Below are 22,136 nucleotides of genomic sequence, written 5' to 3'. Positions count from 1 at the left end.
GCTAGCGATATAGATACTAGTCGATACATAAGTCGTTGACAACGCGGCGCGCTCAGTTGCAACATTTGTATCGATCAGTATCTAAGTCTCGCTCAAGGAGTGTTCTGTGACACCTTCACTTACGTTATCGGCGTCATCCGACCGCCTGCCCATCGGGGCATTGCTTGCCCTGGCCATGACCGGCTTCATTTGCATCGTCACCGAAACCCTGCCGGCGGGCTTGTTGCCGTTGATCAGCGAAGGCCTGGCGATTTCGCCCTCCATGGCCGGGCAAATGGTCACCGCCTATGCCTTGGGCTCGGTGCTGGCGGTGATCCCCATGACCATCGCCACCCGTGGCTGGCGGCGGCGCAATGTGTTGTTGCTGACCATCGTCGGTTTTTTGCTGTTCAACTCCATCACCGCATGGTCGTCTCATTACGGCGTGACGCTGGTGGCGCGCTTCTTTGCCGGTGTGGCGGCGGGGTTGGCCTGGAGCCTGTTGGCCGGTTACGCCCGGCGCATGGTGGCGCCGCATCAACAGGGCAGGGCGCTGGCATTGGCGATGGTTGGTACGCCGATCGCGCTGTCGTTGGGTGTGCCGTTGGGCACATGGCTGGGTGGGTTGGTCGGCTGGCGCACAACCTTTGGCCTGATGTCGGCGGTGAGCCTGGTGCTGATTGTGTGGGTGTTGGTGAAAGTCCCGGACTATGCGCCTCAACCTACGCATCAACGTTTGTCCCTGGGCAAGGTGTTGACCACTCCGGGCGTACGGCCGGTGTTGGCGGTGGTAATCAGCTGGATGCTGGCGCACAACATTCTGTACACCTACATCGCACCGTTCGTGGCGCCGGCTGGCTTGGCGGATCGGGTTGACCTGGTGTTGTTGGTGTTCGGGGTGGCCGCGCTGGCGGGAATCTGGCTCACGGCCAAATGGGTCGAGCCGCTGCTGCGCCGGACCGTGCTGGTCAGCCTGGTGGCCTTTGCCGCGATGAGCGCGGTGTTCGGCTTGCTCGGGAATGTACCCGTGGTGATCTACTTCGGCGTAGCGGTGTGGGGCCTGAGTTTCGGGGGCGCCGCGACATTGCTGCAAACCGCCCTGGCTGATGCGGCGGGAGATGGCGCTGACGTTGCGCTGTCGCTGAATGTGGTGGCGTGGAACAGCGCGATCGCCGGCAGCGGTGTGGTCGGCGGGGTATTGCTGGACACCTGGGGCGTGGCGTCGTTTCCGTGGGCGATGCTGGTGCTGATCGGCGTATCGCTGGCGATTGCCTGGGGGGCCAGCGCCCATGGTTTCAAGCCGGGCGCGCGGGATGCGGGAAAACCCACAGCGGTCGGGCACTAATCCGACATTCGCCAGTCAATAACCCTCGCAATATCATCCACTTGGCTCCGCTCGACGGAGCCTGTCGCTTCACTCCCTTTCGAAGATTTAATGCATGTACCTACGCAAAATTGCCGTTGGGCTGACCGCCCTTGTTTTGCTTTCTTCCGGGGCCAACGCCCGAAGCCTGCCGGACCTCTATTCCAAACAGGAAAAACAGCTCACCTTCGACAGCTGCGCCGATCTGTTCCCCGCCACCCCGATCAAGACCGCCACCGTCCCGGCCGCGATGAAACCCCTGGCCCTGTGCTCCGACCATTTCGCAGTGCTCTATTCGCAAACCAGCAAGACCCCTCTGGTGGTGGTCGAGCGCCTGAATGCCGCACTTCTCAAAGACGCCAAGGGCGAGGAGCGCACCAACCAGTTTTACGCCGACCCACGTATTCCCAAAAGCGGTCGTGCGGAGTTGAGTGACTACCGCGCTCAGCATCCGGCCGTGGACCGTGGCCACCAATCCCCAGCCGCCGATGCGCCGAACGCCAACGCCATGGCGCAGTCATTTGCGCTGTCGAACATGGTGCCCCAGGACCCCACCAACAACCGCAAAATCTGGAGCAAGGTCGAGGCCGACGTACGCAAGTTTGCCGTGCGCGCCGGCGGCGATGTGTACGTGTTCACCGGCCCGCTGTTCGACCCTGGCTACGGCACCATCGGCGCCAACAAGGTCTGGGTGCCGACGCGCCTGTTCAAGCTGGTGTACGACGCCTCAAGCAAACGCGCCTGGGCGTATGTGCTGCCCAATGCGGAAACACGCATTCAAAAGCCAATGGACTATGAGACGTTTGTGAAGAGCACCGGGCTCAGGTTGTTGGGGGATCTTCCGGTGTCGGGGTCGGTGGGGCGTACCTGATACATTGAGAAATATTCCACAAGCCGGCGGTACCTGGGGAGCATTGCCGGTCAACGCCTGCATGAAACAACAAACCTTGACATGACATGGCTTGGTTCCCATCCCATTAGTAGTGCGGCATAATGAATGGTGGCATATGGCTATTTTACGCCGTAACAGTTTCTCTGCGTCACACCTCTTTTTGCGAGAATAATCGGTAAATCTCGCAGATCAGGGTATTTTTAAGTGGTTGGTTAAATCAAAGGGAGTTTGAGATGAGTGATAATTTACCTAAAGAAAAGCATTTTGTTTCCGGTTTTAAATCCGGGCTTGTCGATATGCTTTCTGTTGCATTAGGCGCGCTGGTTGCTACCGGCGTGATTTTACTTACCTATAAGTATAGTGAGTGGATGAGCTTGGTTTCTTATTTGTCTGCGCTGGTTTTACTTTTGGTTGGTATGGCAGTTTCATATGCCGGATGTAGTCGCCGGTTGTCATTTCTAATACATAGCTCGATTATGGCTTTTCTCTGTGTGATGTTATCGACTGACGTTTTAAAGGTGGCGGCATCTACCACCCTAAATACTGTGTATAGAGACACCCCGTTGCAGTTGGTTCCCGGCTTTATCCTAGAGAATTCCAATGGGGTGGTTTCGTGGGGGTATATAGCGCTGGAGTGTGTGGTGGTACTTGCGGTAATGGTGGCGTATCGCTGGTTTGATGCAGTGCAGCAGGCAAGGAATTGCCTAAAAAAGTAGACTTTTTAGATTTTAATGAGGGCAGGGCTACGGCTCTGCTATTAACCTCGTGTGAACGTTTAAGGGTTTTGCTGGATGAAAGAAAAGTTGAATCTCGCTTGTAATATAAAGCTCATGGAGCAAGATGAGAAATATCGGGATATACGAAATTATATTTTCTTTCATTCGTTGTCTGACGCTGTTTGGCGCAATCATCAGGTGCTGACTTCAGATTTGGCAGAGTTATTAGATCTTACTGCGTCAACTGATACACAAACTATTTTTGCCAAAAGAACTCGGGTGCAAAACTCGCTGTTGAATCTTCTCAATGCGCACAAGCTGTTTATTGATATCTTAAAGCGTCACCATGAAAAGAATGAAAAACGACGCTATAGGCAGTTAAGGTTGATATTGGGTTATTATTATGATGAGGATTTTAATTATCGTATCTTTGAGGTTTTAAGGAATTACTGTCAGCATTTTAGCTCTGTTCCAATTGATATTTTTTCAGATTTTGAAGGTGTATCTTACATTTTTATAAATAAACAAGAGCTTGGGAAGGATGCTAAGGCGAAAAATAAAATAGAAAGAGAGTTGGCGTCTCCGTTACATATGGAGTTGAACTCTGCAGTTCGTGATTGGCTAGTCGTGGTGACTCATATATATGGCTTGGTTTTAGATTTTTTTGCCTATAAGTCAAGTCTTCATGTTTGCGATTTTTTACAACAATTGGAAACGGATGTGGCGAAGAGTCGTTCTGAGCCGTTAGTTGCAGAGGTGATGAAGTCTGTCGAAATAAAAATAATAAAAAAGAGAATGCTTTTCCCTGTTCTTCCTGATCCTGAACAGCTCTGTCGAGGAATTCTTGAAAGAATTGGAAGCGCTGAGCAACGACTTAGATATGAAAGTGCGAAGACTATCATTAGTGACCTGCGCTCATCTAAAAATTACGCAAGAAAAAGAAAGGGGTTTGGGATTGATTTTGAGAGTAAGGGATTGGACACGCTTACACTTAAACAACTGAATAGATGGTTGAATGGGGAAGACCCAATCTGAAGAATCACCCATGAGCATCACGGTAAGCGGCTGTTGCTTTGATAGGCAGCAGTCCGCTTTGTTTGAGGGGAGGGCTTAGGGCTTATACTAGCGCCCTGGCAATCAACTCATTCAAACCTACCGGGATACCCCATGAGCACCTCTCTCCCTCTCACCCCCGCGCGCAGGCCCCTCGCGCCGTTGGTGGCCTTTATCATCCTGGTGCTGGGCGCCCTGTTCCTGCAAAACAGCGTCGGCTCACGCCAGGTGCTGTTGCTGGTGGTCGGCGCGGCACTGGGCTTGACGCTCTACCACGCCGCCTTCGGGTTCACCTCGGCCTGGCGCGTGTTCATCAATGATCGCCGTGGCGCCGGTTTGCGTGCGCAGATGGTGATGCTGGCGATCGCGGTGCTGTTGTTCTTCCCGGCGTTGGGGGCCGGCAGTTTGTTCGGGCAGCCGGTGGTCGGGCTGGTGGCGCCGGCCGGGCTTTCGGTGGTGTTCGGGGCGTTCATCTTTGGTATCGGCATGCAGTTGGGCGGCGGGTGTGCGTCGGGCACGCTGTTCACCGTGGGCGGCGGTAATGCGCGCATGCTGGTGACGTTGTTCTTCTTTATCTGTGGTTCGCTGATCGCCACGCACCACGTGGACTGGTGGTTTGCGCTGCCGTCATTCCCGGCGGTGTCCATCGTCAAGATCTTCGGCGTAGTGCCGGCGATGGGCTTGAGCCTGGCGGTGTTCGCGATCATTGCGCTGGTGACCGTGCGCCTGGAGAAGGGCCGTCATGGTCAATTGGAGGAGGGCGTTAAAAGTGAGCATCAAGGCCTGCACCGCTTCCTGCGCGGCCCGTGGCCGTTGGTGTGGGGCGCAATCGGCCTGGCCTTGCTCAACTACACCACCCTGGCACTGGCAGGTCGGCCTTGGGGCATTACCTCGGCGTTTGCCTTGTGGGGGGCCAAAGTCGCCAGCGGCCTGGGGGTGGACGTGGCCAGTTGGGCGTTCTGGCAGATGCCGGGCAACGCCAAGGCGCTTGCTGCGCCGGTGTGGGAGGACATCACTAGCGTAATGGACATCGGCATCGTCCTCGGTGCCCTGTTGGCCGCCGGCCTGGCCGGGCGTTTCGCCCCCAGCCTGAAGATTCCAACGCGCTCTCTGGTGGCGGCGGTGATCGGCGGCCTGCTGCTCGGTTACGGCTCGCGCCTGGCCTACGGCTGCAACATCGGCGCGTATTTCAGCGGCATCGCCTCGGGCAGCCTGCATGGCTGGGTATGGTTGGTGGCGGCGTTTATCGGCAACAGCGTGGGTGTACGGCTGCGGCCGTTGTTCTTTGCGGGTGAGCGACCGCAGGTGGCGTTGAGCGGTTGCTGAATCAGTTTTCCGGGGCGTTGTCTGGCGCCTGAGCCGCTTCAGCCGCCAGCTTTTCCCGGTCCGCTTTGCTGATGTACTTGTCCTTTTTCTTCGGCGCCAATTTGGCGTTGGCCTTCTTGGCTTTTTCCTTGAAGAGCTGCTGGAGTTTTTTCTGGCGGTTCATGTCGTTCTACCCGGGTTGTACAGGGCCGGGATGATACCAGTTTCGTTCACTGGGTCGCTTTTTAGCGCCGATCTGTGCATTGAATCGCCTGGCCTTTCGCCAATAATCGGGTGCTCCAGCGCATAACGGAAGACACGGATGAGCATCCACACCCGCACCAAACGTCTGACAGTCCCGCAACTGGTCGCCATGAAAGGCCAGCAGAAGATCGTCTCCCTGACGGCCTACTCCAGTGCCATCGCCAAGTTGATCGACCCCGTGGTCGATTTCATCCTGGTCGGTGATTCCACGGCGATGGTCGGCTATGGCCGGCCCTCGACCTTGAGCATGCAGCTTGAAGAAACCATCGGCCACACCCGCGCTGTGGTCGATAGCACCCGGCTGGCGTGTGTCATTGCCGACATGCCGTTTGGCAGTTATCAGGAATCCAATGAGCAGGCCTTTCGCAATTGCGCCCAGGTACTGGCGCGCACCGGCTGCGATGCCGTCAAGCTGGAGGCCAACCAGGCCTTGGCCGGCACCGTCGAATTCCTGGTGGCGCGGGGTATTCCGGTAATGGCTCATGTGGGGCTGATGCCGCAATTCGTCAATGTGATGGGCGGCTTCAAGGCCCAGGGCCTCACCGCTGAATCCGGCGCGCGGATTGCCGAAGACGCGCGCGCCAATCTGCAGGCGGGTGCCTTCAGCCTGTTGCTTGAAGGGGTGGCTGAAGGTGTGGCGCGTCAGATTACCCTCGACTCGAAAATGCCGACCATCGGCATCGGTGCTTCACCGGCCTGCGACGGCCAGGTGCTGGTCACTGAAGATGTGCTGGGCCTGGGCGGTGAACACCCGCCGCGCTTCGTCAAACAGTATGCGGATGTGGGGGCGGTGATCCGCGACGCCTGCGAGCGGTTCGCCGAAGAGGTACGTCACGGCCGGTTCCCAGAGGCGCGGCACTGCTACGGACTCTGACGAATCGCCTGCGACAACTGCTCCACGGCCTGGGCAATATCCTTGCTCCAATCGAGGGTGAAGCTCAGGCGCAGGTACTGTTTCCAGCTGCCTTGCTGGCTGAACAGTTCACCGGGGGCGATGACGATGCGCTCGACCAGCAGGTGTTCGAACACCCGGCGCATGTCGACCGGGCGCATCGCCGCAAGCCAGAAGCACGCCCCGCCTTGTGGAGTCATGACCTCAAAGGCACCCTTGGCGTATTGGTCCAGCAGGTTTTTCATGCGGATCATGCAGTCGTGCAACAAGGCCCGCAGCTTGTGCAGGTGCGCGTCGATGCGCTTGGAAGTGAACAGCTTGGCGATCGCTTTCTGACGGATCGGTGAGAGGCGAAATGCCCGCTCCAGGAACATACGCTGCAACTGCGGCCCACACCCACGGCACAACACATAACCGTAGGGTGCCTCCGAGCCGATCACCTTATCGAAGGTCGAGAACACCAGCAGCCTCTGTGGGTCGGCAAAGTCGCGGTAGCGCGCCGGTTGGGTCGCGAAATACAAGTCGCCGTAGGTGTCGTTTTCGAACAACCAGATGTCCCGTTCCGCCAGCCACCGGCAGATCTGCTGTTTATCTTCGCTCGGCATGCGGCTGCCGTGGGGAATGTTCACGGTGGATGACAATACCGCGAGGCGGATGGGCTCATGTTCGAGCCGTTCATTCAGGGCGTGCAGGTCGAAGCGGCCGTCGGCGTCCAGGTGCAGTTCGATCACACGGATGTTCGCCGCCTGCAACTGGCGCAGGATCGCCCACGAACACGGTGATTCCACCAACGCCACCGTGCCGGCCAGGTCCAGGGCGTTAAGCGACAGCTCCAGCACGCTGTGCAGGTCCGCGCCGATGTACACCTGACCGGCCTGCCAATAGTGGTCCGTGGAACAGGTGTAGCGCTCGGCCAACGCTGCGCGCAACTCGGGCTCGCCGTAGGGCAGGTACTGCGGTGTAAGGGCGCGCGGGTAGTGGCGGGCCAGTTCGCGCTCGATCATCAGCAGCGGGTTTTCCAGCGATAGCAGGATGGCCGGGACGTCGGCGCTCAGGGCTAGCATGCCCGGTTGGCGGGAGTTGGCGAAGACCTGGTCGAGCAGGTTGGATGAGCGTTCAGTCGATAAAGGCGCGGGTATCAACCGCGTGAAATAACCGAGCTTGGGCCGGGCGTAGACCCGTCCCTCATCCTCCAGCAACGAATAGGCGTATTTGGTGGTCGACACCGACACGCCGAGGCGCTGCGCCAATTGGCGCAGGGACGGTAGTTTTTGCTCGCCTTGCGCTGAGCTGGCCTCGATCAACTCGACGAGGTAGCGATACACCGATTGATAGGCGAAGGCGGTGTCCTTGGGGTTAGCCATGCACGCTCAAGAGATAACGGCCGTGTGCGCGTCCGCTCTCTGCGGCTTATGCATGACAAACGTTGCCTTTACCCGTTTGGATACCAGCATGTAAGGCACCCAGATGAACAAGGTAATCAATGTCCGTGCCAGCTCTTTTGTCGTGTTGGAGTCGAAAATGGGTTCATCTACGAACACCAGTGAGCACACCCAGGCATCGAGGGGAATGAACACCGCCGACGCAATCACCGTCGCGATATAAACCTTGGGGAATAGATAGTGCTCGTAGATGAAAAGGTAAATGAGGTAGGCGTAGGTGGCGACAAACAACCCATTAATCAGCGCTTCCGACACCAAAATCGGCGCCCACAACGGGTTGTACAGCGTCGTCCCAGGCGTAGACAGCACGGTAAAAGTGCCATCTGCAAAAAGAGGGTAATGCACCGCGAGAAGGCTATAGGCCGTGCGGGAAATCGAGATGACCAGGCCTATTACAATGAGCACGAGCCAGCCTCGTAACCCTCTCAACGCTTCGCTTTCTTGCATGTTGCTCTCCATGGGTGACTCAGTTGATCAATGGTTGAACGATTGCTGCAGGAACGCAGTGATCAGGCCTACCACCTGTTGTTGGATTTCTGCCCTGGGCCGAGCCCCTTCACCATCCCGGCAAATCATGCCGTCCCCAGGTGAACTTTCTTCAATCAACTCCATCCCGCCCGGCTTGCAGATCGACATGAACGTGAAGTGAGTGGCATCGCCGATCTCCACGTATTGGGTCGAGGCTTTTGGCAGGCGCTTGACCAAGGCGGCGGACTCCAGGTTCGGGTCCATATCCTCCGTTGGCACGCCGCCCGCAATCACCAGCGCCGGTACGGGAAGTGCGGCCAGGCTGGCGTCGGTGAAGCCGCGCGCGAGGCCCAGGTCCAAAGACACAATGGCGGTGACGCGTTTGTCGCTCAAGTCCGCGGCCAACTGGGCTTTGCCTTCGGCTGTGCCGGCGGGGTTCATCTCGTGGTAGCCAATGCAGCCGCCGAGCTTCGGGTGTGCGTTGCATTCCTTCGTGAACAGGTCGGGATCGAAGCGTGCGCCGGCAATCTCCAACGCGGTCCAGCCGCCGAGGGAGTGGCCTACTACGGCAATCCGGTGTTCCGCCACCGCGCCAAATTGCTTGGGCTGGGCCAGGACCGCATCGATGGCGCGGCTCAGGTCAGCCGGGCGTTTCCATAACTGAGCGGCGGTCTGCGGGCTGCGATCTTTGGTGGTGGTGCCGGGGTGATTCACCGCCGCCACCACGTAACCGTTGTGCGCCAAGGCACTGGCCAGCCACACCTGTTTGCCCCAATTGCCGCCGTAGCCGTGGGAGAGCACGATCAGCGGGTGTTCACCGGCAGCCGGCGTTGCATCGGGCACAGCGAGGGCGCCGATGAAGACGGCGTTGTCGGCGATCAGCACGGGTTTGGCGGTGGTTGCCGCGGGATACCAGACGACCATCTCCAACGGGCGGCTGCTCTGCGCGTCGGGCAGGGTGGCGGTCCTGAAGCCGACGGGGCTCTCGGCCGCGAGGGCGGGAGTGGCCAGGCAGAGCAGCAGCGTACGCAACGCGGTTTTCATTGTTGTTATCGTCCTTGATTCTGGTGGCGCATCATTACCCGAAACCAATCGTCTGGGTACCCCCTTACCCTTGGTATTTGCCAACACAGCCCCATAACTAGCGTGTATCCATTGCGCGGAAGAACACACCATGACCCACTCAACCGAAACCGCGATCCTCGCCGGCGGCTGCTTCTGGGGGATGCAAGACCTGTTGCGCCGCTACCCCGGCGTGCTGCACACCCGCGTCGGCTATACCGGCGGCGATGTGCCGAATGCCACCTATCGCAACCATGGCAACCACGCGGAAGCGATCGAGATCGTGTTTGACCCGGCGGTGATCAGCTACCGGCAGATTCTGGAGTTCTTTTTCCAGATCCATGACCCGAGCACACCCAACCGGCAGGGCAATGATCTTGGGCCGAGCTATCGTTCGGCAATTTATTACCTGAGCGAGCAGCAACGGGATGTGGCCGAGGATACGGTGGCGGATGTGGATGCCTCGACATTGTGGCCGGGGCGGGTGGTGACGGAGATTGCGCCGGCGGGGCCGTTTTGGGAGGCAGAGCCGGAGCACCAGGATTATCTGGAGCGGATTCCCAACGGGTATACCTGCCACTTTATCCGGCCGAACTGGACGTTGCCGAAGCGCGGCTGAAAGGGCAGGGGCACACGGGCTTGTGTTGACACAACACCGATAGATCGCAAAAAAACCGAGCCGTCGTCAGGGATCAGGACTTGTCGTACGCCATGTACTCGTTCTGCAACACGATATGGTCCGCCAGGTATTTCGCATCGTGCCAAACCCCATAGATAAACGACGATGCGCGGTTCACCAAATTCGGCAGGCCCAGGAAGTAAATCCCGCTCTGCGCGGAGATCCCGCGCTTGTGGAACGGCTCGCCTTTCTCATCGAATGCATCGACCTTCAACCAGCTGAAATCGAACGTGAAGCCAGTGGCCCAGAGGATCGTGGTCACGCCCGCTTCTGCCAGGTCCAGGCTCAACATCGGATTCATCAAACACTCAGGATCTGGCAATAACTCCCAGGCCTGCGGTTCCGGGGGAAACGGCAACCCGTTCGCCTCGATATAGGCATCCGCATCGCGCAGCACGTCAAAGTAGGCGCGATCCCCTTGAGCCACGTTCTCGGCCAAGCCGGGTTGGAAGGTCATGACGCCGTCTTTCCAATTCTCGGTGACGCCCACCAGATGAATCCCTTGGTGCGCCAGGCGGCGGAAGTCGACCGTCTTACCGCCTTCGTAACCGCTGACCGCAAAGGCGACGTGCTTCTTCTTCGGCTGGATTTTGACTTCATCCCATAGGCCCAACGCACCCAGCCACCAGCAGTAATCGCGACCGCGATAGGCGCGGGGAGGGCGGTAGTGTTCGCCCACCGAGAGGTACACGGTCTTGCCGGCCTTTTGCAGTTCTTCGGCGATTTGCGAGCCGGAGGCGCCGGCGCCGACGACCAGTACTGCGCCTTCGGGGAGTTGGCCGGGGTTCTTGTAGGTGCAAGAGTGCAGTTGATGCAGCGGTGCGTTGGTCGGGACGATGTTCGGGATGGACGGGCGCTGGAACGGGCCGGTGGCGGCGACCACATTGGCGGCTTCGATCACGCCGGCCGATGTGGTCACTTTGAAGCCGGGTCGTCCCACATGACGCTCTACCTGCTGCACCTCGACGCCGGTGCGCACGGGGGCCTGCAATTTGTCCACGTAGGCTTCAAAGTAGTCGGCCATACGCTCTTTGGGGGGGAAGGCTTCCGGCGAAATGCCTTCGAATGTGAGGCCGGGAAACCGGTCATGCCAGGCCGGCCCGTTAGCGACCAGGGAGTCCCAGCGCTCCGAACGCCAGCGTTCGGCGATGCGGTGGCGTTCCAGCACGATATGCGGCACGCCCATCAGCGATAGGTGTTCGCTCATGGCGACGCCGGCCTGGCCTGCGCCGACGACCAGAGTGTTGATTTTTTCGACGGACATAGGCGGTTCCTGCACAGTCATTAGGCGGTTTGGTCCAGCAATTCGGCCACGGCCGTGAGTGCCAGTTGGTAACCCAGCGCCCCCAGCCCGGCGATCACACCGGTGGCGGCTTTGGACACGTAGGAGTGGTGCCGGAAGCGTTCGCGCTTCCAGATATTGCTCATGTGCGTTTCGATGATCGGACCGTCGAAGGCCAGCAGCGCATCGAGGATCGGCACCGAGCTGTAGCTGAGCCCGGCGGCGTTGATCACGATGGCGTCGGCGTTCAATCGTGCCTCTTGAATCCAGTCCACCAGCACGCCTTCATGGTTGCTCTGACGAAAATCCAGGGTCAGGCCCAGGGTCGCGGCGAGGTCTTGGCAGCGGGCTTGGATGCTGGCAAAGCTTTCGCTGCCGTAGGTGCCGGCTTTGTCCAGGCCATAGAGATTGGCGTTGGGCCCGTTGAGGAAAAACACAGGGTGGGTCATGGCGTACTCCAGGTCATTCAGGGCTGCCAGTCATCCGGCACCACCGCGATCACGTCGATTTCCATCAACCACTCCGGCTGGCCCAGGCCCGAGATCACCAGCCCGGTCGAGATCGGGAATACGCCTTTGAGCCACTTGCCGACTTCCTGGTACACCGGCTCGCGGTAGCGCGGGTCGATCAGGTAGGTGGTGGTCTTCACGATGTGCGACAGATCAGAACCCGCCTCTTCTAGCAGTTGCTTGACGTTCTTCATCGCTTGCTCGGCCTGGGCGCGTGGATCGCCGAGGCCGACGAGGTTACCGTCGAAGTCGGTACCGATCTGGCCGCGCACATAGATGGTGTTGCCGGCACGCACGGCCTGGCACAGGTCGTTGTCCAGCGCCTGGTTAGGGTAGGTCTGTCGGGTGTTGAACATGCGGATGCGAGTGTGGGTCGGCATAACGGCAACTCGTGGGAAACGGGATGACGCCAGCTTCACACCGCCCTGACTCCGGCGAAACCAGCATTTGCGCGGGGTAGTGCTTAGGAAAAACCGAAGCCCCTGCAACTCATCGCCTGGCGCGTGACCCGGCACGAACCCTGCAACGCTTCCCCTACAGTCATTGTTGAGAGGGCAGGCGTGATGCTCAGTCGTATTACTCAGCGTCAACTGGAGTATTTCGTCGCGTCGGGAGAGGCGGGCAGCATCAGTGCGGCCGCTGAACGCATCCACGTGTCGTCGCCATCGATCTCGGCGGCGATCACCCATATGGAGGCCGAGCTGGGCATTCAACTGTTTATCCGCCACCACGCCCAGGGCATTTCCCTCACGGCGGTGGGGCGCCTGGTGATGCAGGAAGCCAAGCTGATCCTGGAGCAGATGACCAACCTTTACACCATCGCTTCGGAGTCCTTGAACACCGTGCGTGGGCCGTTGCGAGTCGGCTGCCTGGAGTCGCTGGCGCCGATGATCACGCCGGAACTGGTGTTTGGTTTCGGCCGGGCGTTTCCAGGCGTGCGGCTGACGCAAGCTGAGGGTAACCATGAAGAGCTGCTGGAAAAACTGCGCAGCGGTGAGCTGGATATCGCCCTGACCTACGACTTGGTGACCAGTGCGGACATCGACTTTCAACCCCTGGCGCAGCTGCCGCCGTACGTGATGGTCGGCGAGTATCACCCGCTGGCGAATTCACCGGCCGTCAGCATGCAAGACCTTGAGGCTTACCCGGTGGTGCTGCTCGACACTCCGTGGAGCCGCGACTATTTCCTCAGCCTGTTCATCCAGGCCGGCACTACGCCGAACATCATCATGCGCTCCACCAACCTCGAAACGGTGCGTGCCATGGTGGGCAATGGCATCGGCTATTCCTTTGCGAATGCGCGACCCAAATCGAACCTGTCCCAGGACGGCAAGCGCGTGATCCGCCTGCGACTGGCCGGCGCACACCGGCCGATGCGCCTGGGCTACGCCACGGCCAGCAACACTCAGCTGTCGCGCGTGGTGTCGGCGTTTGCCGAGCGTTGCCGCATGTTCGTGTCCGACCAGTACATCCCCGGCATGGCGCCGCCGAGCTTTTTCGACCCCCATGCGGTGCGGACGCTGACCGGTGTGAATTGAGGATGCTCCACAAAGGGGCACCTATCACCTGGTGGTGAGCGGGCTTGCCCCGCGCTGGCGCGGGGCAAGCCGGCTTATCACTGTAATGTCGCTGCATAGGTTCTGCCTACCCAGTGCCCCGGCTTTTACGAATTGACCCCAAGTGCCTCCCCCCACGACTCTGAACCCATCGATGTAGATCAATTTCTCAGGGCACAGCGACGATGACATTCGACTGGAATTACATGTTTGGTTTGCTGGGCGATGCCGAGTTCTGGCGGGCGACGTGGACGGTGATCAAGCTCAGTACCCTGACCTGGGTCTTGAGCATTGGCCTGGGCTTTCTGCTGGCGCTGGCCAAGCAGTCCAGGCATGGCCTGCTCAGTGTGCCGGCCCGCGGCTATATCTGGCTGTTCCGCAGCCTGCCGCTGCTGGTGTTGTTGATTTTTATCTACAACCTGCCGCAAGCGTTGCCCGGCACCTCGGCGATCCTGGCCGACCCTTTCTGGTCCGGCCTGCTGGCGCTGGTGATCTGCGAAACCGCCTACGTGGCTGAGATCCATCGCGGTGGACTGCTGTCGATTCCCAAAGGGCAGGCCGAAGCAGCGCGGGCGCTGGGCCTGAAGTTTTTCGGCACCCAATGGCGCGTGGTGATTCCCCAGGCACTGCGGGTGGCCTTGCCATCGCTGGCCAACGAATACATTTCCATCGTCAAGCTCACCTCCCTGGTGTCGGTGATTTCCCTGACTGAAATCCTGATGGTCGGCCAGCGCCTGTATTCGCAGAACTTCCTGGTGATCGAGACCATGGCGGCGGTGGCGTTCTTCTACGTGTTTATCGTCACGGTGTTCGACTTCCTGCTCAAACGCCTGGAGCGCTTTCTCGACGTCAACGAGCGCAACGTCTCCCGTGTTCCCGATGCGGCGGTGCTGGCCCTGGCCAGTCAGCAGCGCACAGCCTTGGCGCGTCCGGCCACCCACGGCGAGCCCGCGTTGCAAGCTGCGCGGTTGCACAAGGCCTACAACGATATCGAGGTGCTGGGCTCGGTCAACCTGCAAATACAGCCCGGTGAAGTGGTGTCGGTGATCGGCCCGTCCGGCTCCGGCAAGACTACGTTGATCCGCCTGCTCAACGGCCTTGAACAACTGGACAACGGCGAAATCAGGATCAACGGCCAGCCGTTCATTCACTTGAATAAAGTCGGCGCGCAGAAACCCCAGTACATCGAGCACGCCGAGCATCGCCTGAACATCGGCATGGTGTTCCAGAGCTTCAACCTGTTCCCGCATCTGACCGTGCTCGACAACCTGCTGATGGCGCCGAAATACCATCGCCTGGGCGCGACCGCCGAACTCAAGCAGCAGGCCTACGCACTGCTGCACAAGGTCGGCATGCTCGACCACGCCTGGAAGTACCCGCACCAGCTGTCCGGCGGCCAGCAGCAACGCGTGGCCATTGCCCGTGCCTTGATGATGCGCCCGCAGATCATGCTGTTCGACGAGCCCACCTCGGCGCTCGACCCGGAGAAGGTCAACGAAGTGCTGCAAGTCATCGAAGCCCTGGCCGAGGAGGGCATCACCATGGTGATCGTCACCCACGAGATGAACTTCGCCTTCAAGGTATCCGACCGCATCGTATTCATGGAGAAGGGCCGCGTGGTCTGCGACGACACGCCGGGCGCCCTGCGCAGCGGACACAACCCACGCGTGGAGGCGTTCCTCAAGGACGTCTCGTTGGCGTGACCCCCTCAACGTTCAGGACACACAACATGATCGAGCAAGCGCAAATCGAACAATTCCAGCGGGACGGTTTCTTGGTGGTCGAAGGCGTGCTGTCATCGGCGGAAGTGGCTGAGCTGCAACACGACTTCGACCAGTGGGTCGAAGAAAGCCGCGGCCACTCGCAGGGCTGGGGCGCCACCGTGGATGGCCGCGAGCGCTTTGACCTGGAGGGCGACCACCGCGCCGATCACCCGTCGCTGCGCCGGGTCAGTTCGCCCACCGAGATCTCAGCGGCCTATGAGCGCGTGGCGTTGCACTCGCGCATGGCGGCGATTTCCGCACAGCTGATCGGCGCCAATGGCGCACGCTTTCACCACAGCAAGATCAACTCGAAACTGCCCCACACTGCGACTCAGGTGAAGTGGCACCAGGACTTCCTGTTCACGCCCCACAGCAACGACGACATCGTCACCGCCTTGCTGATGGTCAGCGAAGTGACCCCTGAAAACGGACCGCTGAACGTGATCCCCGGCAGCCACAAGGGCCCGCTGTGGTCGCACTGGCAGCACCAGCGTTTCACCGGTTCCGTGGACGACGCCGTCGTTGACGCGCACTGCCAGCACCCGGTGGCCTGCTACGGCCCCGCTGGCTCCGTGTGCTTCATGCACACCCGTCTGCTGCATGCCTCCAGCCCTAACGAGACCGAACTGCCGCGGACCCTCTTCATCAGCGTGTACGCCGCTGAAGACGCGTTGCCATTCGGCGAAAACCCATTGCCCAGTGCACACGCCGGCCTGTTGGTGGCCGGTGAAGAAAGCGGCTTGGTGCGTTCCACGGACAACCACATGCGCTTGCCGCAGAAGCCCCGTGGCGCCTCGTTCTTCGTGCAACAGGCCGGCCAAGATTCCGCCACTGCCTAACCTCCCAAAAACCTTGCAGGTAATCACCATGACAGCGTTTCGTAAAAGTATTCGTCCCCTTGCCGTGTGCCTGCTGGGCGCCGCGGTTGCGATGACTTCGTTGGCAGCTTCGGCGTTCCAGCAGGACGGCAAGATCATCGCCGGCTCCGACGTGACGTTCTTCCCTTATGAGTACATGGATAACAACAAGCCCGCAGGTTTTGACATCGAGTTCATGGACGGCTTGGGCAAGGTCATGGGCCGCAAGGTCGAAACCCTCGACACGCGTTTCCCCAACCTGATCACCGGCCTGCAGGCCGGGCGTTTCGATGTGACCAACTCGTCGATGTACATCACGGCGGAACGGGTCAAAGTCATCGATATGATCCCTTACCTCAAGAGCGGTGAGTCGATCCTCACCCTCAAGGACAGCAGCTTCCAGCCCAAGACCCCGGAAGAGTTCTGCGGCCACAAGATCGGCTCCATGGGCGCCACCTCATGGTTGGCGCAGATGAACAAGCTGTCCACCGAGTACTGCGTGGCCAAGGGGCTGAAGCCGATCCAGATCAGCGAATACAGCACCGACCCGCAAACCACCCAGGCCCTGCTGGCCCACGCGGTAGAAGCGCAGATCACCGACGCCGCAGTGGCCCGTGGCGTGATCGACAAGCTCGGCAACCGCGTGGTGATTTCCTCCGACACGCTGATCTACCCGGTGCTGAACGGCTTTGGTGTGAAGAAGGGCAATGACACGGTGAAGAAGGCCTTGCTCGACGGCCTGGAAAAATACCGCGCCACGCCGGAATACGCCGCCTTGCTTAAGAAGTACAACTTCCAGGCACCGACCGATGCCGACATCGCGGCGCTGATGCCGAAGTAAACCTATCAGCGCGTGCCGCATTCGCGTGCGGCCGCGCCCTGCGGAGACCGATTCATGGCGTTATCTCACGAAGAACAGGCGCGCATCGACCTGGCGGCGACCTTTCGCATCATCGCGCACCTGGGCATGCACGAAGCCGTGGCCAACCACTTCAGTGCTGCGGTGTCGGCCGATGGCAAACAGTTTTTGCTCAACCCGAAGTGGAAGCACTTTTCACGTATTCGCGCGAGCGATCTGCTGTTGTTGAACGCCGATGATTCGGCCTGTGCCGATCACCCGAACGTGGACCCCACCGCCTGGTCGATCCACGGGCAGATCCATCGCCTGTTGCCGCAGACCCGCGCGGTGTTGCACTTGCACCCGGTCTACACCACGGCAGTGGCGTGCCTGGCCAAGCCGCATATCCCGCCGATCGACCAGAACACCGCGCGTTATTTCAACCGCGTGGCGGTGGACGAACTGTACGGCGGCATGGCCGACACCGAGGCCGAAGGCGCACGCCTGGCCGGGCTGCTGGATGGCAAGAGTCGGCTGCTGATGGGCAATCACGGCGTGATGGTCACGGCCGGCTCCATCGGTGAAGCCTTTGACGATATCTGGACCCTGGAGCGCGCCTGCCAGATCCTCGTCACCGCCTGGTCCACCGGGCAGCCGTTGCGGGTGTTGTCCGATGAAGTGGCGGAAAAAACCGCGCGCGGCTGGGAAGGTATTGCCGATTTCTCGCGCCGGCACTTTGAAGAAATGAAGCAGTTGATGATCGACGCAGACCCTTCCGTGCTCGACTGAGGACTCCACATGACTTTTTCCGTTGTCGCCCGCTGCGCCGAGACGGGCCAGTTGGGCATCGCCATCAGCTCTTCGAGCATTGCCGTGGGCGCGCGTTGCCCGTGGCTGCGGCCCGGCGTAGGGGCGGTAGCGTCGCAGAACATCACCTTGCCGAGCCTGGGGCCGCAGGTGCTGGACCTGTTGGAACAGGGGGTGGCGCCGAGTGAGGCGCTGGCCGCCTTGGCTGGGCAGGATCACAGTGAATATCGCCAGGTGACGGTGATTGATAACGCAGGCCGCACGGCGCATTTCAGCGGCGCGCAGACCCTGGGCATCCACCATGCGGTGAGTGGCGAGCAGTGTGTGGCGGCGGGGAATATGCTCGCCCATCCTGCTGTGATCGATGCCATGGTGGCTGCTTTCGAAAAAGCCTCCGGGCATCTGGCCGACCGCTTGCTGGCGGCGATGCAAGCCGGTGTGGCAGGCGGTGGTGAAGCCGGGCCGGTGCATTCGGCGGCACTGGTGGTGGTGGATGACCTCTTGTGGCCCATCGTCAACCTGCGGGTGGACTGGGCGGATGAAGACCCCATCGGCGCCCTCGACCAGCTCTGGCAGGCTTATCGCGGGCAGTTGCAGGCCTACATCGACCGTGCCATCAACCCGCAGATCGCACCCGGCTACGCCGTACCCGGAGACGATCGATGAACAGCCGCGAACTGCTGGCGCAACTGGTGCGTTTTGACACCACCAGCCGCGAATCCAACCTGGCCCTGATCGACTTTGTGCGCACGTATTTGCAGGACCACGGCGTGGCCTGCGAGCTGGTGTACAACGAACACAAGAGCAAGGCCAACCTGCTCGCGACTATCGGCCCGGCAGAAGTGCCCGGCATCGTGTTGTCCGGGCATACCGACGTGGTGCCGGTGGAGGGGCAGCGCTGGAGCGTGGCGCCGTTTGACCTCACCGAGAAAGACGGCAAGTTGTACGGCCGCGGTACGGCGGACATGAAGGGCTATATCGCCTGTGTGCTGGCGTGCGTGCCGGCCCTGGTGAAGGCTTCGCTGCGCATGCCGGTGCACATTGCGCTGTCGTATGACGAAGAAGTCGGTTGCCTGGGTGTGCGTTCGCTGATCGAGCGATTCCATGAGCAACCGGTCAAACCGCTGCTGTGCGTGATCGGCGAACCCACCGAACTCAAGCCGGTACTCGGCCACAAGGGCAAACTGGCGATGCGTTGCCACGTGCATGGAGCGGCGTGCCATTCGGCCTATGCGCCGGCGGGCGTGAATGCCATTGAATATGCCGCGTGTTTGATCAGCGAGCTGGTGCGGCTCGGCGAAACGCTCAAGGCGCCGCCGCATCTGGATCAGCGCTTTGCTCCGGCGTTTTCCACGGTGCAGACCGGCCTGATCAACGGCGGCAAGGCACTGAACATCGTTCCGCAGGACTGCAGTTTCGATTTCGAAGTGCGTTCCTTGCCCGCCCAGGATCCCTGGCAGGTTGCCCGGCAATTGCAGGCATACGCCGAGCAAACCCTGTTGCCGGCGATGCGGGCGGTGAGCGAGCAATCGGCGATCAGCCTCAGCGAGTTGTCCAGCTATCCGGGGTTGGCCACGTCGCTGGAAAGCCAGGCCGCCGAGTGGGTGGCGCAGTTCTGTGGCTCGCGGGAGTTCGCCACCGTGGCCTTTGGCACTGAAGGCGGATTGTTTGACCAGGCCGGCATTCCCACGGTGGTGTGCGGGCCGGGCAGCATGGAGCAGGGGCACAAGCCGGACGAGTTTATCAGCGTGGCGCAGTTGCAGGCCTGTGATCGGATGCTGGCGCGGGTGCTGGAGTTTGTGAGCCAGCCTGCAAACTAAGGTATACACGGCCCATACCCAAGTAGGATTACGAGCGGTGTTGCCCCGTCGCACACTGTTTTGCAGTGCGATGCACTCGCCGCAAACAACCGGAGAGCGACCATGCAAACCCCGCTGGAAGTCCTGATGAACCAGGGCACAGCGGGGTGTCTGTGACCTCTGGCCGTTATACCTGTGCCACACCCACCCGCCACTGCGCAGGCGGCAGGATCCCATTCACCAGGTAATTGCCCACAATCCGCGACTTGTACACGCGCGGGTTGTGGTTCGCCAGGGTTCGCGCGTTTCGCCACAACCGGTCCAGCGCCTTGTTGCTGGCGGTGGCACTGGCGCCCAGTGCATCGAACAGCGCCGTGGTGGCCGCCAGTGTCGCATCCACCACCGGGTTCACGGCCAGGCACACTTCCAATTCAGCCAGCGCAACCTGCGGATCGTCATCGTGCAACGGTTGGTCATGGGCGATTACATACTGCGCGGTGTGCTCCAGCCGTTGCGCCGCTTGCTGGGCGATGGCTTGCGCAGCGTAGGCCTGGCTGGCGACTTCGCCGATCACTTGCAGCAGTTGCACGTCCTGGCCGGCGGTGTCGGCATTGCCGGTGGTGAAGGTGCGCGCGCGTTGGCGGAGTTCTTCGGCGCCGCTGAGGGCGGCGCGGCGGGCGATGCCGGCGAGGGTACTGAGGTGGTAGAGCTGGAAGAACGATTGACCGTGGCCAAAGCGCTGTTGGGTGAGGCGTACGTCGTCGTCCACCACGGGCGCGTTGTCGAAGATGCAGGTGCCGCTGGCGGTGAGGCGTTGGCCGAAACCGTTCCAGTCATCGACGATCTGCACGCCGGGGGCCTTGAGGTCGACGACCACGCTGTAGATCGTGCCGTCTTCGCCGGTGGCGATGGTGTTGATCAGGTCGCTGTAGAGCGCGCCGGTGGTGTAGAACTTTCTGCCGCTGATGCGCAAGGCGCCAGCTTCGTCACGGTGCAGGCGGGTTTCGAAATCGCCGCGGGTCTGGTTGCCGACTTCGGTGCTGCCGGGGGAGAGCAGGGCGCCCTGGCCGAGCCGGTCTAGCCATTTGGCGCGCCAAACCCGGTCCTTGGCACTGAGCACGTCTTCGCAGAAACCGAAGTGCCCACGCAGGGCTTGGGTGATGTTGGAGTCGGCGGCGGACAGTTCCGTGAGCAACGTCAGCAATTCGACCAGCGTCGCATCCTGGCCGCCGTAACTGGCCGGCAGACGCCAGCGCGGCAAGCCCAAGGCGTTCAGTTGCTGGATCACGGTGGCGAGGCTGCCGCGTGTCTGATCCGCCACCGCCGCCTGCGCGAGAATCTGCGCAAAGAGGGGACGAAACGGCGCGGCCAGTTGTTCGTAGCGGGCGGTGGGCGGTGTGCCCCAGATATTCAAAGTGGGAATCGACATGCAATGGACCTTGCAGAAAATGGTTCAGGTGCTGGGGTCCAGTGGTCTGGTACGGCCACCCTAACTCAGGTGCGGCAAAGTTTTTAATACGAAAAGCAGCTAGCGAGCTGTACGACGGTTCTATCGATAGTGCCTAACAGTATTAAACCCCGCGCTTTTATTGCGTTAGCTTCTACGTCAAACGGCCAGACTGCATACCCACAGATGGTTGAACCAACCCTCCAACCCTGTGGGATTTTCCATGATCAACCGTCGAACACTGCTGTCCTTGCTGGGCCTGGCCTCTCTTGCACTGTCTGGAACGTCGGCCGGAGCCGCCGAGCCGCTGACCCTCACCGTGGGTGATCAGTTTTTCTCCAACCGTATCGTGCTGGAGCTGTCGGGTGAGCTTAAAGACCTGCCGTACAAAATCGATTTCAAACGGTTCAACACCGGCTCGCCGGTGGCCTCGGCCGTGGCCAGCGGCGCGCTGGATGTGGGCATCGTCGGCGACACCCCGGTGATCAGCCTGGCCGCCAATGGTGCGCCGGTCAAAGTGGTCGCCAGCACCCAGACCAGCCTCGACGGTGTGGGTATCGTGGCGCGCAAGGGCATTCACTCGGTGGCTGACCTCAAAGGCAAGACCGTCGCCATCTGGAACGGCTCGTGGAGCCAGCAACTGGCATACAAGGCGCTGGATGAAGCCGGTGTGCCGCGCAGCAGCGTCAACTTCAAATACCTGCTGCCGGCAGAGGCCAGCCTGGCGCTGACCCAGGGCGACATCGACGCCTTCGGCACCTGGGAACCCTACGTGTCGCTGCAGGAAAAAGAAGGCAGCACCCTGATCCGCAACGCCAAGGGCCTGATGAGCGCACCGACCTACATCGTCGCCTACGAGCCGGCCCTGGCGCAGAAAAGCGCGATCATCAAGGACTTCATCGCCCGCCTGACCCGCGCCCGTCAGTGGAGCAACACCCACGTCGATGAGTACGCCGAAGCCTGGTCCAAGGCCAACCAGTCGGCGCCGGAAATCGCCAAGGTGTGGTTCAAGCGCGACGCGATCAAGGTGCTGCCGATCTCGCCGACGATTATCAGCGAGGCCCAGGCCACGGCGGATTTTTTGGTGGATGCGCAGATGTTGAAGCAGCGGTATGACGTGGCGCCGTTGTTTGATCGGGTGCTTTAAACGCGGGGGAAACAAG

At 60.4% G+C, this 22,136-nt stretch carries 23 protein-coding genes; 15 read left to right on the top strand and 8 right to left on the bottom strand.

Annotated elements, in window-relative coordinates; genetic code table 11:
- The first annotated feature begins 106 nt into the window (after positions 1 to 106).
- From AB4N92_RS03045 to AB4N92_RS03025, 5 genes are all read left to right on the top strand, one after another.
- Entirely contained in the window at positions 107 to 1,324 is a 1,218-nt protein-coding gene (locus AB4N92_RS03045) for an MFS transporter (RefSeq protein ID WP_029529082.1), read from the top strand.
- A 94-nt stretch (positions 1,325 to 1,418) separates the two neighbouring features.
- Positions 1,419 to 2,213, top strand: a complete 795-nt coding sequence (locus AB4N92_RS03040) for a DNA/RNA non-specific endonuclease (RefSeq protein WP_042571824.1) — start codon at positions 1,419 to 1,421, stop codon at positions 2,211 to 2,213.
- A 254-nt stretch (positions 2,214 to 2,467) separates the two neighbouring features.
- The gene (locus tag AB4N92_RS03035; RefSeq protein WP_069672424.1) at positions 2,468 to 2,950 is read left to right on the top strand and encodes a hypothetical protein; all 483 of its coding nucleotides are present in this window, start codon (positions 2,468 to 2,470) and stop codon (positions 2,948 to 2,950) included.
- Between the two features lie 75 nt (positions 2,951 to 3,025).
- Positions 3,026 to 3,985, top strand: a complete 960-nt coding sequence (locus AB4N92_RS03030; protein WP_042571822.1) for a hypothetical protein — start codon at positions 3,026 to 3,028, stop codon at positions 3,983 to 3,985.
- Between the two features lie 132 nt (positions 3,986 to 4,117).
- Positions 4,118 to 5,329, top strand: coding sequence for a YeeE/YedE family protein (locus AB4N92_RS03025; RefSeq protein ID WP_069672425.1), 1,212 nt, complete (start codon positions 4,118 to 4,120; stop codon positions 5,327 to 5,329).
- Position 5,330: 1 nt separating this feature from the next.
- Here the strand turns inward: AB4N92_RS03025 and AB4N92_RS03020 are convergent, their stop codons facing one another.
- Positions 5,331 to 5,492, bottom strand: a complete 162-nt coding sequence (locus AB4N92_RS03020) for a DUF2986 domain-containing protein (RefSeq protein WP_010208953.1) — start codon at positions 5,490 to 5,492, stop codon at positions 5,331 to 5,333.
- Positions 5,493 to 5,630: 138 nt separating this feature from the next.
- Between AB4N92_RS03020 and panB the strand changes: the two genes are divergently transcribed.
- On the top strand, positions 5,631 to 6,446 hold the full coding sequence (gene panB / locus AB4N92_RS03015; protein WP_154846769.1) for a 3-methyl-2-oxobutanoate hydroxymethyltransferase: 816 nt from the start codon (positions 5,631 to 5,633) through the stop codon (positions 6,444 to 6,446).
- Here panB and AB4N92_RS03010 read toward each other — a convergent pair.
- The 3 genes from AB4N92_RS03010 to AB4N92_RS03000 are packed head-to-tail and all read right to left on the bottom strand — an operon-like array spanning position 6,434 to position 9,418.
- Positions 6,434 to 7,828, bottom strand: coding sequence for an aminotransferase-like domain-containing protein (locus tag AB4N92_RS03010; protein ID WP_236267576.1), 1,395 nt, complete (start codon positions 7,826 to 7,828; stop codon positions 6,434 to 6,436). The two genes, panB and AB4N92_RS03010, sit on opposite strands and share 13 nt — an antisense overlap.
- A gap of 6 nt (positions 7,829 to 7,834) precedes the next feature.
- Complete coding sequence (locus tag AB4N92_RS03005; RefSeq protein WP_236267578.1) at positions 7,835 to 8,353, bottom strand: DUF2569 domain-containing protein; 519 nt, start codon at positions 8,351 to 8,353, stop codon at positions 7,835 to 7,837.
- A 27-nt stretch (positions 8,354 to 8,380) separates the two neighbouring features.
- Positions 8,381 to 9,418 carry an alpha/beta hydrolase family protein gene (locus AB4N92_RS03000; protein WP_154846771.1) on the bottom strand — a complete coding sequence of 346 codons (1,038 nt, stop codon included), beginning with the start codon at positions 9,416 to 9,418 and terminating at the stop codon, positions 8,381 to 8,383.
- 130 nt (positions 9,419 to 9,548) lie between these two features.
- Here AB4N92_RS03000 and msrA point away from each other — a divergent pair, with 130 nt between their 5' ends.
- Positions 9,549 to 10,055: a peptide-methionine (S)-S-oxide reductase MsrA gene (msrA, locus tag AB4N92_RS02995; protein WP_047540541.1), complete on the top strand. Its 507-nt coding sequence runs from the start codon at positions 9,549 to 9,551 to the stop codon at positions 10,053 to 10,055.
- A gap of 73 nt (positions 10,056 to 10,128) precedes the next feature.
- Here msrA and AB4N92_RS02990 read toward each other — a convergent pair whose 3' ends face one another.
- From AB4N92_RS02990 to AB4N92_RS02980, 3 genes are read right to left on the bottom strand one after another with little or no spacing between them, the layout of a single operon-like run.
- The gene (locus AB4N92_RS02990) at positions 10,129 to 11,379 is read right to left on the bottom strand and encodes a flavin-containing monooxygenase (RefSeq protein WP_236267580.1); all 1,251 of its coding nucleotides are present in this window, start codon (positions 11,377 to 11,379) and stop codon (positions 10,129 to 10,131) included.
- Positions 11,380 to 11,399: 20 nt separating this feature from the next.
- Positions 11,400 to 11,846: a type II 3-dehydroquinate dehydratase gene (locus AB4N92_RS02985; protein WP_010208963.1), complete on the bottom strand. Its 447-nt coding sequence runs from the start codon at positions 11,844 to 11,846 to the stop codon at positions 11,400 to 11,402.
- Between the two features lie 17 nt (positions 11,847 to 11,863).
- On the bottom strand, positions 11,864 to 12,286 hold the full coding sequence (locus AB4N92_RS02980) for a RidA family protein (protein WP_010208964.1): 423 nt from the start codon (positions 12,284 to 12,286) through the stop codon (positions 11,864 to 11,866).
- 183 nt (positions 12,287 to 12,469) lie between these two features.
- Between AB4N92_RS02980 and AB4N92_RS02975 the strand changes: the two genes are divergently transcribed.
- The 7 genes from AB4N92_RS02975 to argE all read left to right on the top strand — a co-directional run bounded on the left by AB4N92_RS02975 (position 12,470) and on the right by argE (position 19,547).
- Positions 12,470 to 13,444, top strand: coding sequence for a LysR family transcriptional regulator (locus tag AB4N92_RS02975; RefSeq protein ID WP_010208965.1), 975 nt, complete (start codon positions 12,470 to 12,472; stop codon positions 13,442 to 13,444).
- 203 nt (positions 13,445 to 13,647) lie between these two features.
- The gene (locus AB4N92_RS02970; RefSeq protein ID WP_031290383.1) at positions 13,648 to 15,165 is read left to right on the top strand and encodes an amino acid ABC transporter permease/ATP-binding protein; all 1,518 of its coding nucleotides are present in this window, start codon (positions 13,648 to 13,650) and stop codon (positions 15,163 to 15,165) included.
- Between the two features lie 26 nt (positions 15,166 to 15,191).
- Positions 15,192 to 16,064, top strand: a complete 873-nt coding sequence (locus AB4N92_RS02965; protein ID WP_021490764.1) for a phytanoyl-CoA dioxygenase family protein — start codon at positions 15,192 to 15,194, stop codon at positions 16,062 to 16,064.
- A gap of 28 nt (positions 16,065 to 16,092) precedes the next feature.
- Complete coding sequence (locus tag AB4N92_RS02960; RefSeq protein WP_042571816.1) at positions 16,093 to 16,923, top strand: ABC transporter substrate-binding protein; 831 nt, start codon at positions 16,093 to 16,095, stop codon at positions 16,921 to 16,923.
- A 54-nt stretch (positions 16,924 to 16,977) separates the two neighbouring features.
- Entirely contained in the window at positions 16,978 to 17,709 is a 732-nt protein-coding gene (locus tag AB4N92_RS02955; protein WP_010208969.1) for a class II aldolase and adducin N-terminal domain-containing protein, read from the top strand.
- A gap of 9 nt (positions 17,710 to 17,718) precedes the next feature.
- The gene (locus AB4N92_RS02950; RefSeq protein ID WP_042571815.1) at positions 17,719 to 18,393 is read left to right on the top strand and encodes a DUF1028 domain-containing protein; all 675 of its coding nucleotides are present in this window, start codon (positions 17,719 to 17,721) and stop codon (positions 18,391 to 18,393) included.
- Positions 18,390 to 19,547 carry an acetylornithine deacetylase gene (argE, locus tag AB4N92_RS02945; RefSeq protein ID WP_042571814.1) on the top strand — a complete coding sequence of 386 codons (1,158 nt, stop codon included), beginning with the start codon at positions 18,390 to 18,392 and terminating at the stop codon, positions 19,545 to 19,547. The genes AB4N92_RS02950 and argE overlap by 4 nt, the downstream gene beginning before the upstream one ends.
- Before the next feature lie 166 nt (positions 19,548 to 19,713).
- Here the strand turns inward: argE and AB4N92_RS02940 are convergent, their stop codons facing one another.
- Positions 19,714 to 20,955, bottom strand: coding sequence for an acyl-CoA dehydrogenase family protein (locus AB4N92_RS02940; protein ID WP_042571813.1), 1,242 nt, complete (start codon positions 20,953 to 20,955; stop codon positions 19,714 to 19,716).
- A gap of 241 nt (positions 20,956 to 21,196) precedes the next feature.
- On the opposite strand from AB4N92_RS02940, the gene AB4N92_RS02935 reads away from it, so the two are divergent.
- On the top strand, positions 21,197 to 22,120 hold the full coding sequence (locus AB4N92_RS02935) for an ABC transporter substrate-binding protein (RefSeq protein ID WP_042571812.1): 924 nt from the start codon (positions 21,197 to 21,199) through the stop codon (positions 22,118 to 22,120).
- The last annotated feature ends 16 nt before the right edge of the window (positions 22,121 to 22,136 follow it).

It is taken from the genome of Pseudomonas sp. S3_A09, assembly GCF_054668065.1.
This window is presented reverse-complemented; position numbering and strand designations above follow the sequence as displayed.

Excerpts from the sequence above, each read along its gene's own strand:
- AB4N92_RS03040 (WP_042571824.1), top strand. The coding sequence starts at position 1,419 with ATGTACCTACGCAAAATTGCCGTTGGGCTGACCGCCCTTGTTTTGCTT.
- AB4N92_RS03035 (WP_069672424.1), top strand. The coding sequence starts at position 2,468 with ATGAGTGATAATTTACCTAAAGAAAAGCATTTTGTTTCCGGTTTTAAA.
- AB4N92_RS03030 (WP_042571822.1), top strand. The coding sequence starts at position 3,026 with ATGAAAGAAAAGTTGAATCTCGCTTGTAATATAAAGCTCATGGAGCAA.
- AB4N92_RS03025 (WP_069672425.1), top strand. The coding sequence starts at position 4,118 with ATGAGCACCTCTCTCCCTCTCACCCCCGCGCGCAGGCCCCTCGCGCCG.
- AB4N92_RS03020 (WP_010208953.1), bottom strand. The coding sequence starts at position 5,492 with ATGAACCGCCAGAAAAAACTCCAGCAGCTCTTCAAGGAAAAAGCCAAG.
- panB (WP_154846769.1), top strand. The coding sequence starts at position 5,631 with ATGAGCATCCACACCCGCACCAAACGTCTGACAGTCCCGCAACTGGTC.
- AB4N92_RS03010 (WP_236267576.1), bottom strand. The coding sequence starts at position 7,828 with ATGGCTAACCCCAAGGACACCGCCTTCGCCTATCAATCGGTGTATCGC.
- AB4N92_RS03005 (WP_236267578.1), bottom strand. The coding sequence starts at position 8,353 with ATGCAAGAAAGCGAAGCGTTGAGAGGGTTACGAGGCTGGCTCGTGCTC.
- AB4N92_RS03000 (WP_154846771.1), bottom strand. The coding sequence starts at position 9,418 with ATGAAAACCGCGTTGCGTACGCTGCTGCTCTGCCTGGCCACTCCCGCC.
- msrA (WP_047540541.1), top strand. The coding sequence starts at position 9,549 with ATGACCCACTCAACCGAAACCGCGATCCTCGCCGGCGGCTGCTTCTGG.
- AB4N92_RS02990 (WP_236267580.1), bottom strand. The coding sequence starts at position 11,379 with ATGTCCGTCGAAAAAATCAACACTCTGGTCGTCGGCGCAGGCCAGGCC.
- AB4N92_RS02985 (WP_010208963.1), bottom strand. The coding sequence starts at position 11,846 with ATGACCCACCCTGTGTTTTTCCTCAACGGGCCCAACGCCAATCTCTAT.
- AB4N92_RS02980 (WP_010208964.1), bottom strand. The coding sequence starts at position 12,286 with ATGCCGACCCACACTCGCATCCGCATGTTCAACACCCGACAGACCTAC.
- AB4N92_RS02975 (WP_010208965.1), top strand. The coding sequence starts at position 12,470 with ATGCTCAGTCGTATTACTCAGCGTCAACTGGAGTATTTCGTCGCGTCG.
- AB4N92_RS02970 (WP_031290383.1), top strand. The coding sequence starts at position 13,648 with ATGACATTCGACTGGAATTACATGTTTGGTTTGCTGGGCGATGCCGAG.
- AB4N92_RS02965 (WP_021490764.1), top strand. The coding sequence starts at position 15,192 with ATGATCGAGCAAGCGCAAATCGAACAATTCCAGCGGGACGGTTTCTTG.
- AB4N92_RS02960 (WP_042571816.1), top strand. The coding sequence starts at position 16,093 with ATGACAGCGTTTCGTAAAAGTATTCGTCCCCTTGCCGTGTGCCTGCTG.
- AB4N92_RS02955 (WP_010208969.1), top strand. The coding sequence starts at position 16,978 with ATGGCGTTATCTCACGAAGAACAGGCGCGCATCGACCTGGCGGCGACC.
- AB4N92_RS02950 (WP_042571815.1), top strand. The coding sequence starts at position 17,719 with ATGACTTTTTCCGTTGTCGCCCGCTGCGCCGAGACGGGCCAGTTGGGC.
- argE (WP_042571814.1), top strand. The coding sequence starts at position 18,390 with ATGAACAGCCGCGAACTGCTGGCGCAACTGGTGCGTTTTGACACCACC.
- AB4N92_RS02940 (WP_042571813.1), bottom strand. The coding sequence starts at position 20,955 with ATGTCGATTCCCACTTTGAATATCTGGGGCACACCGCCCACCGCCCGC.
- AB4N92_RS02935 (WP_042571812.1), top strand. The coding sequence starts at position 21,197 with ATGATCAACCGTCGAACACTGCTGTCCTTGCTGGGCCTGGCCTCTCTT.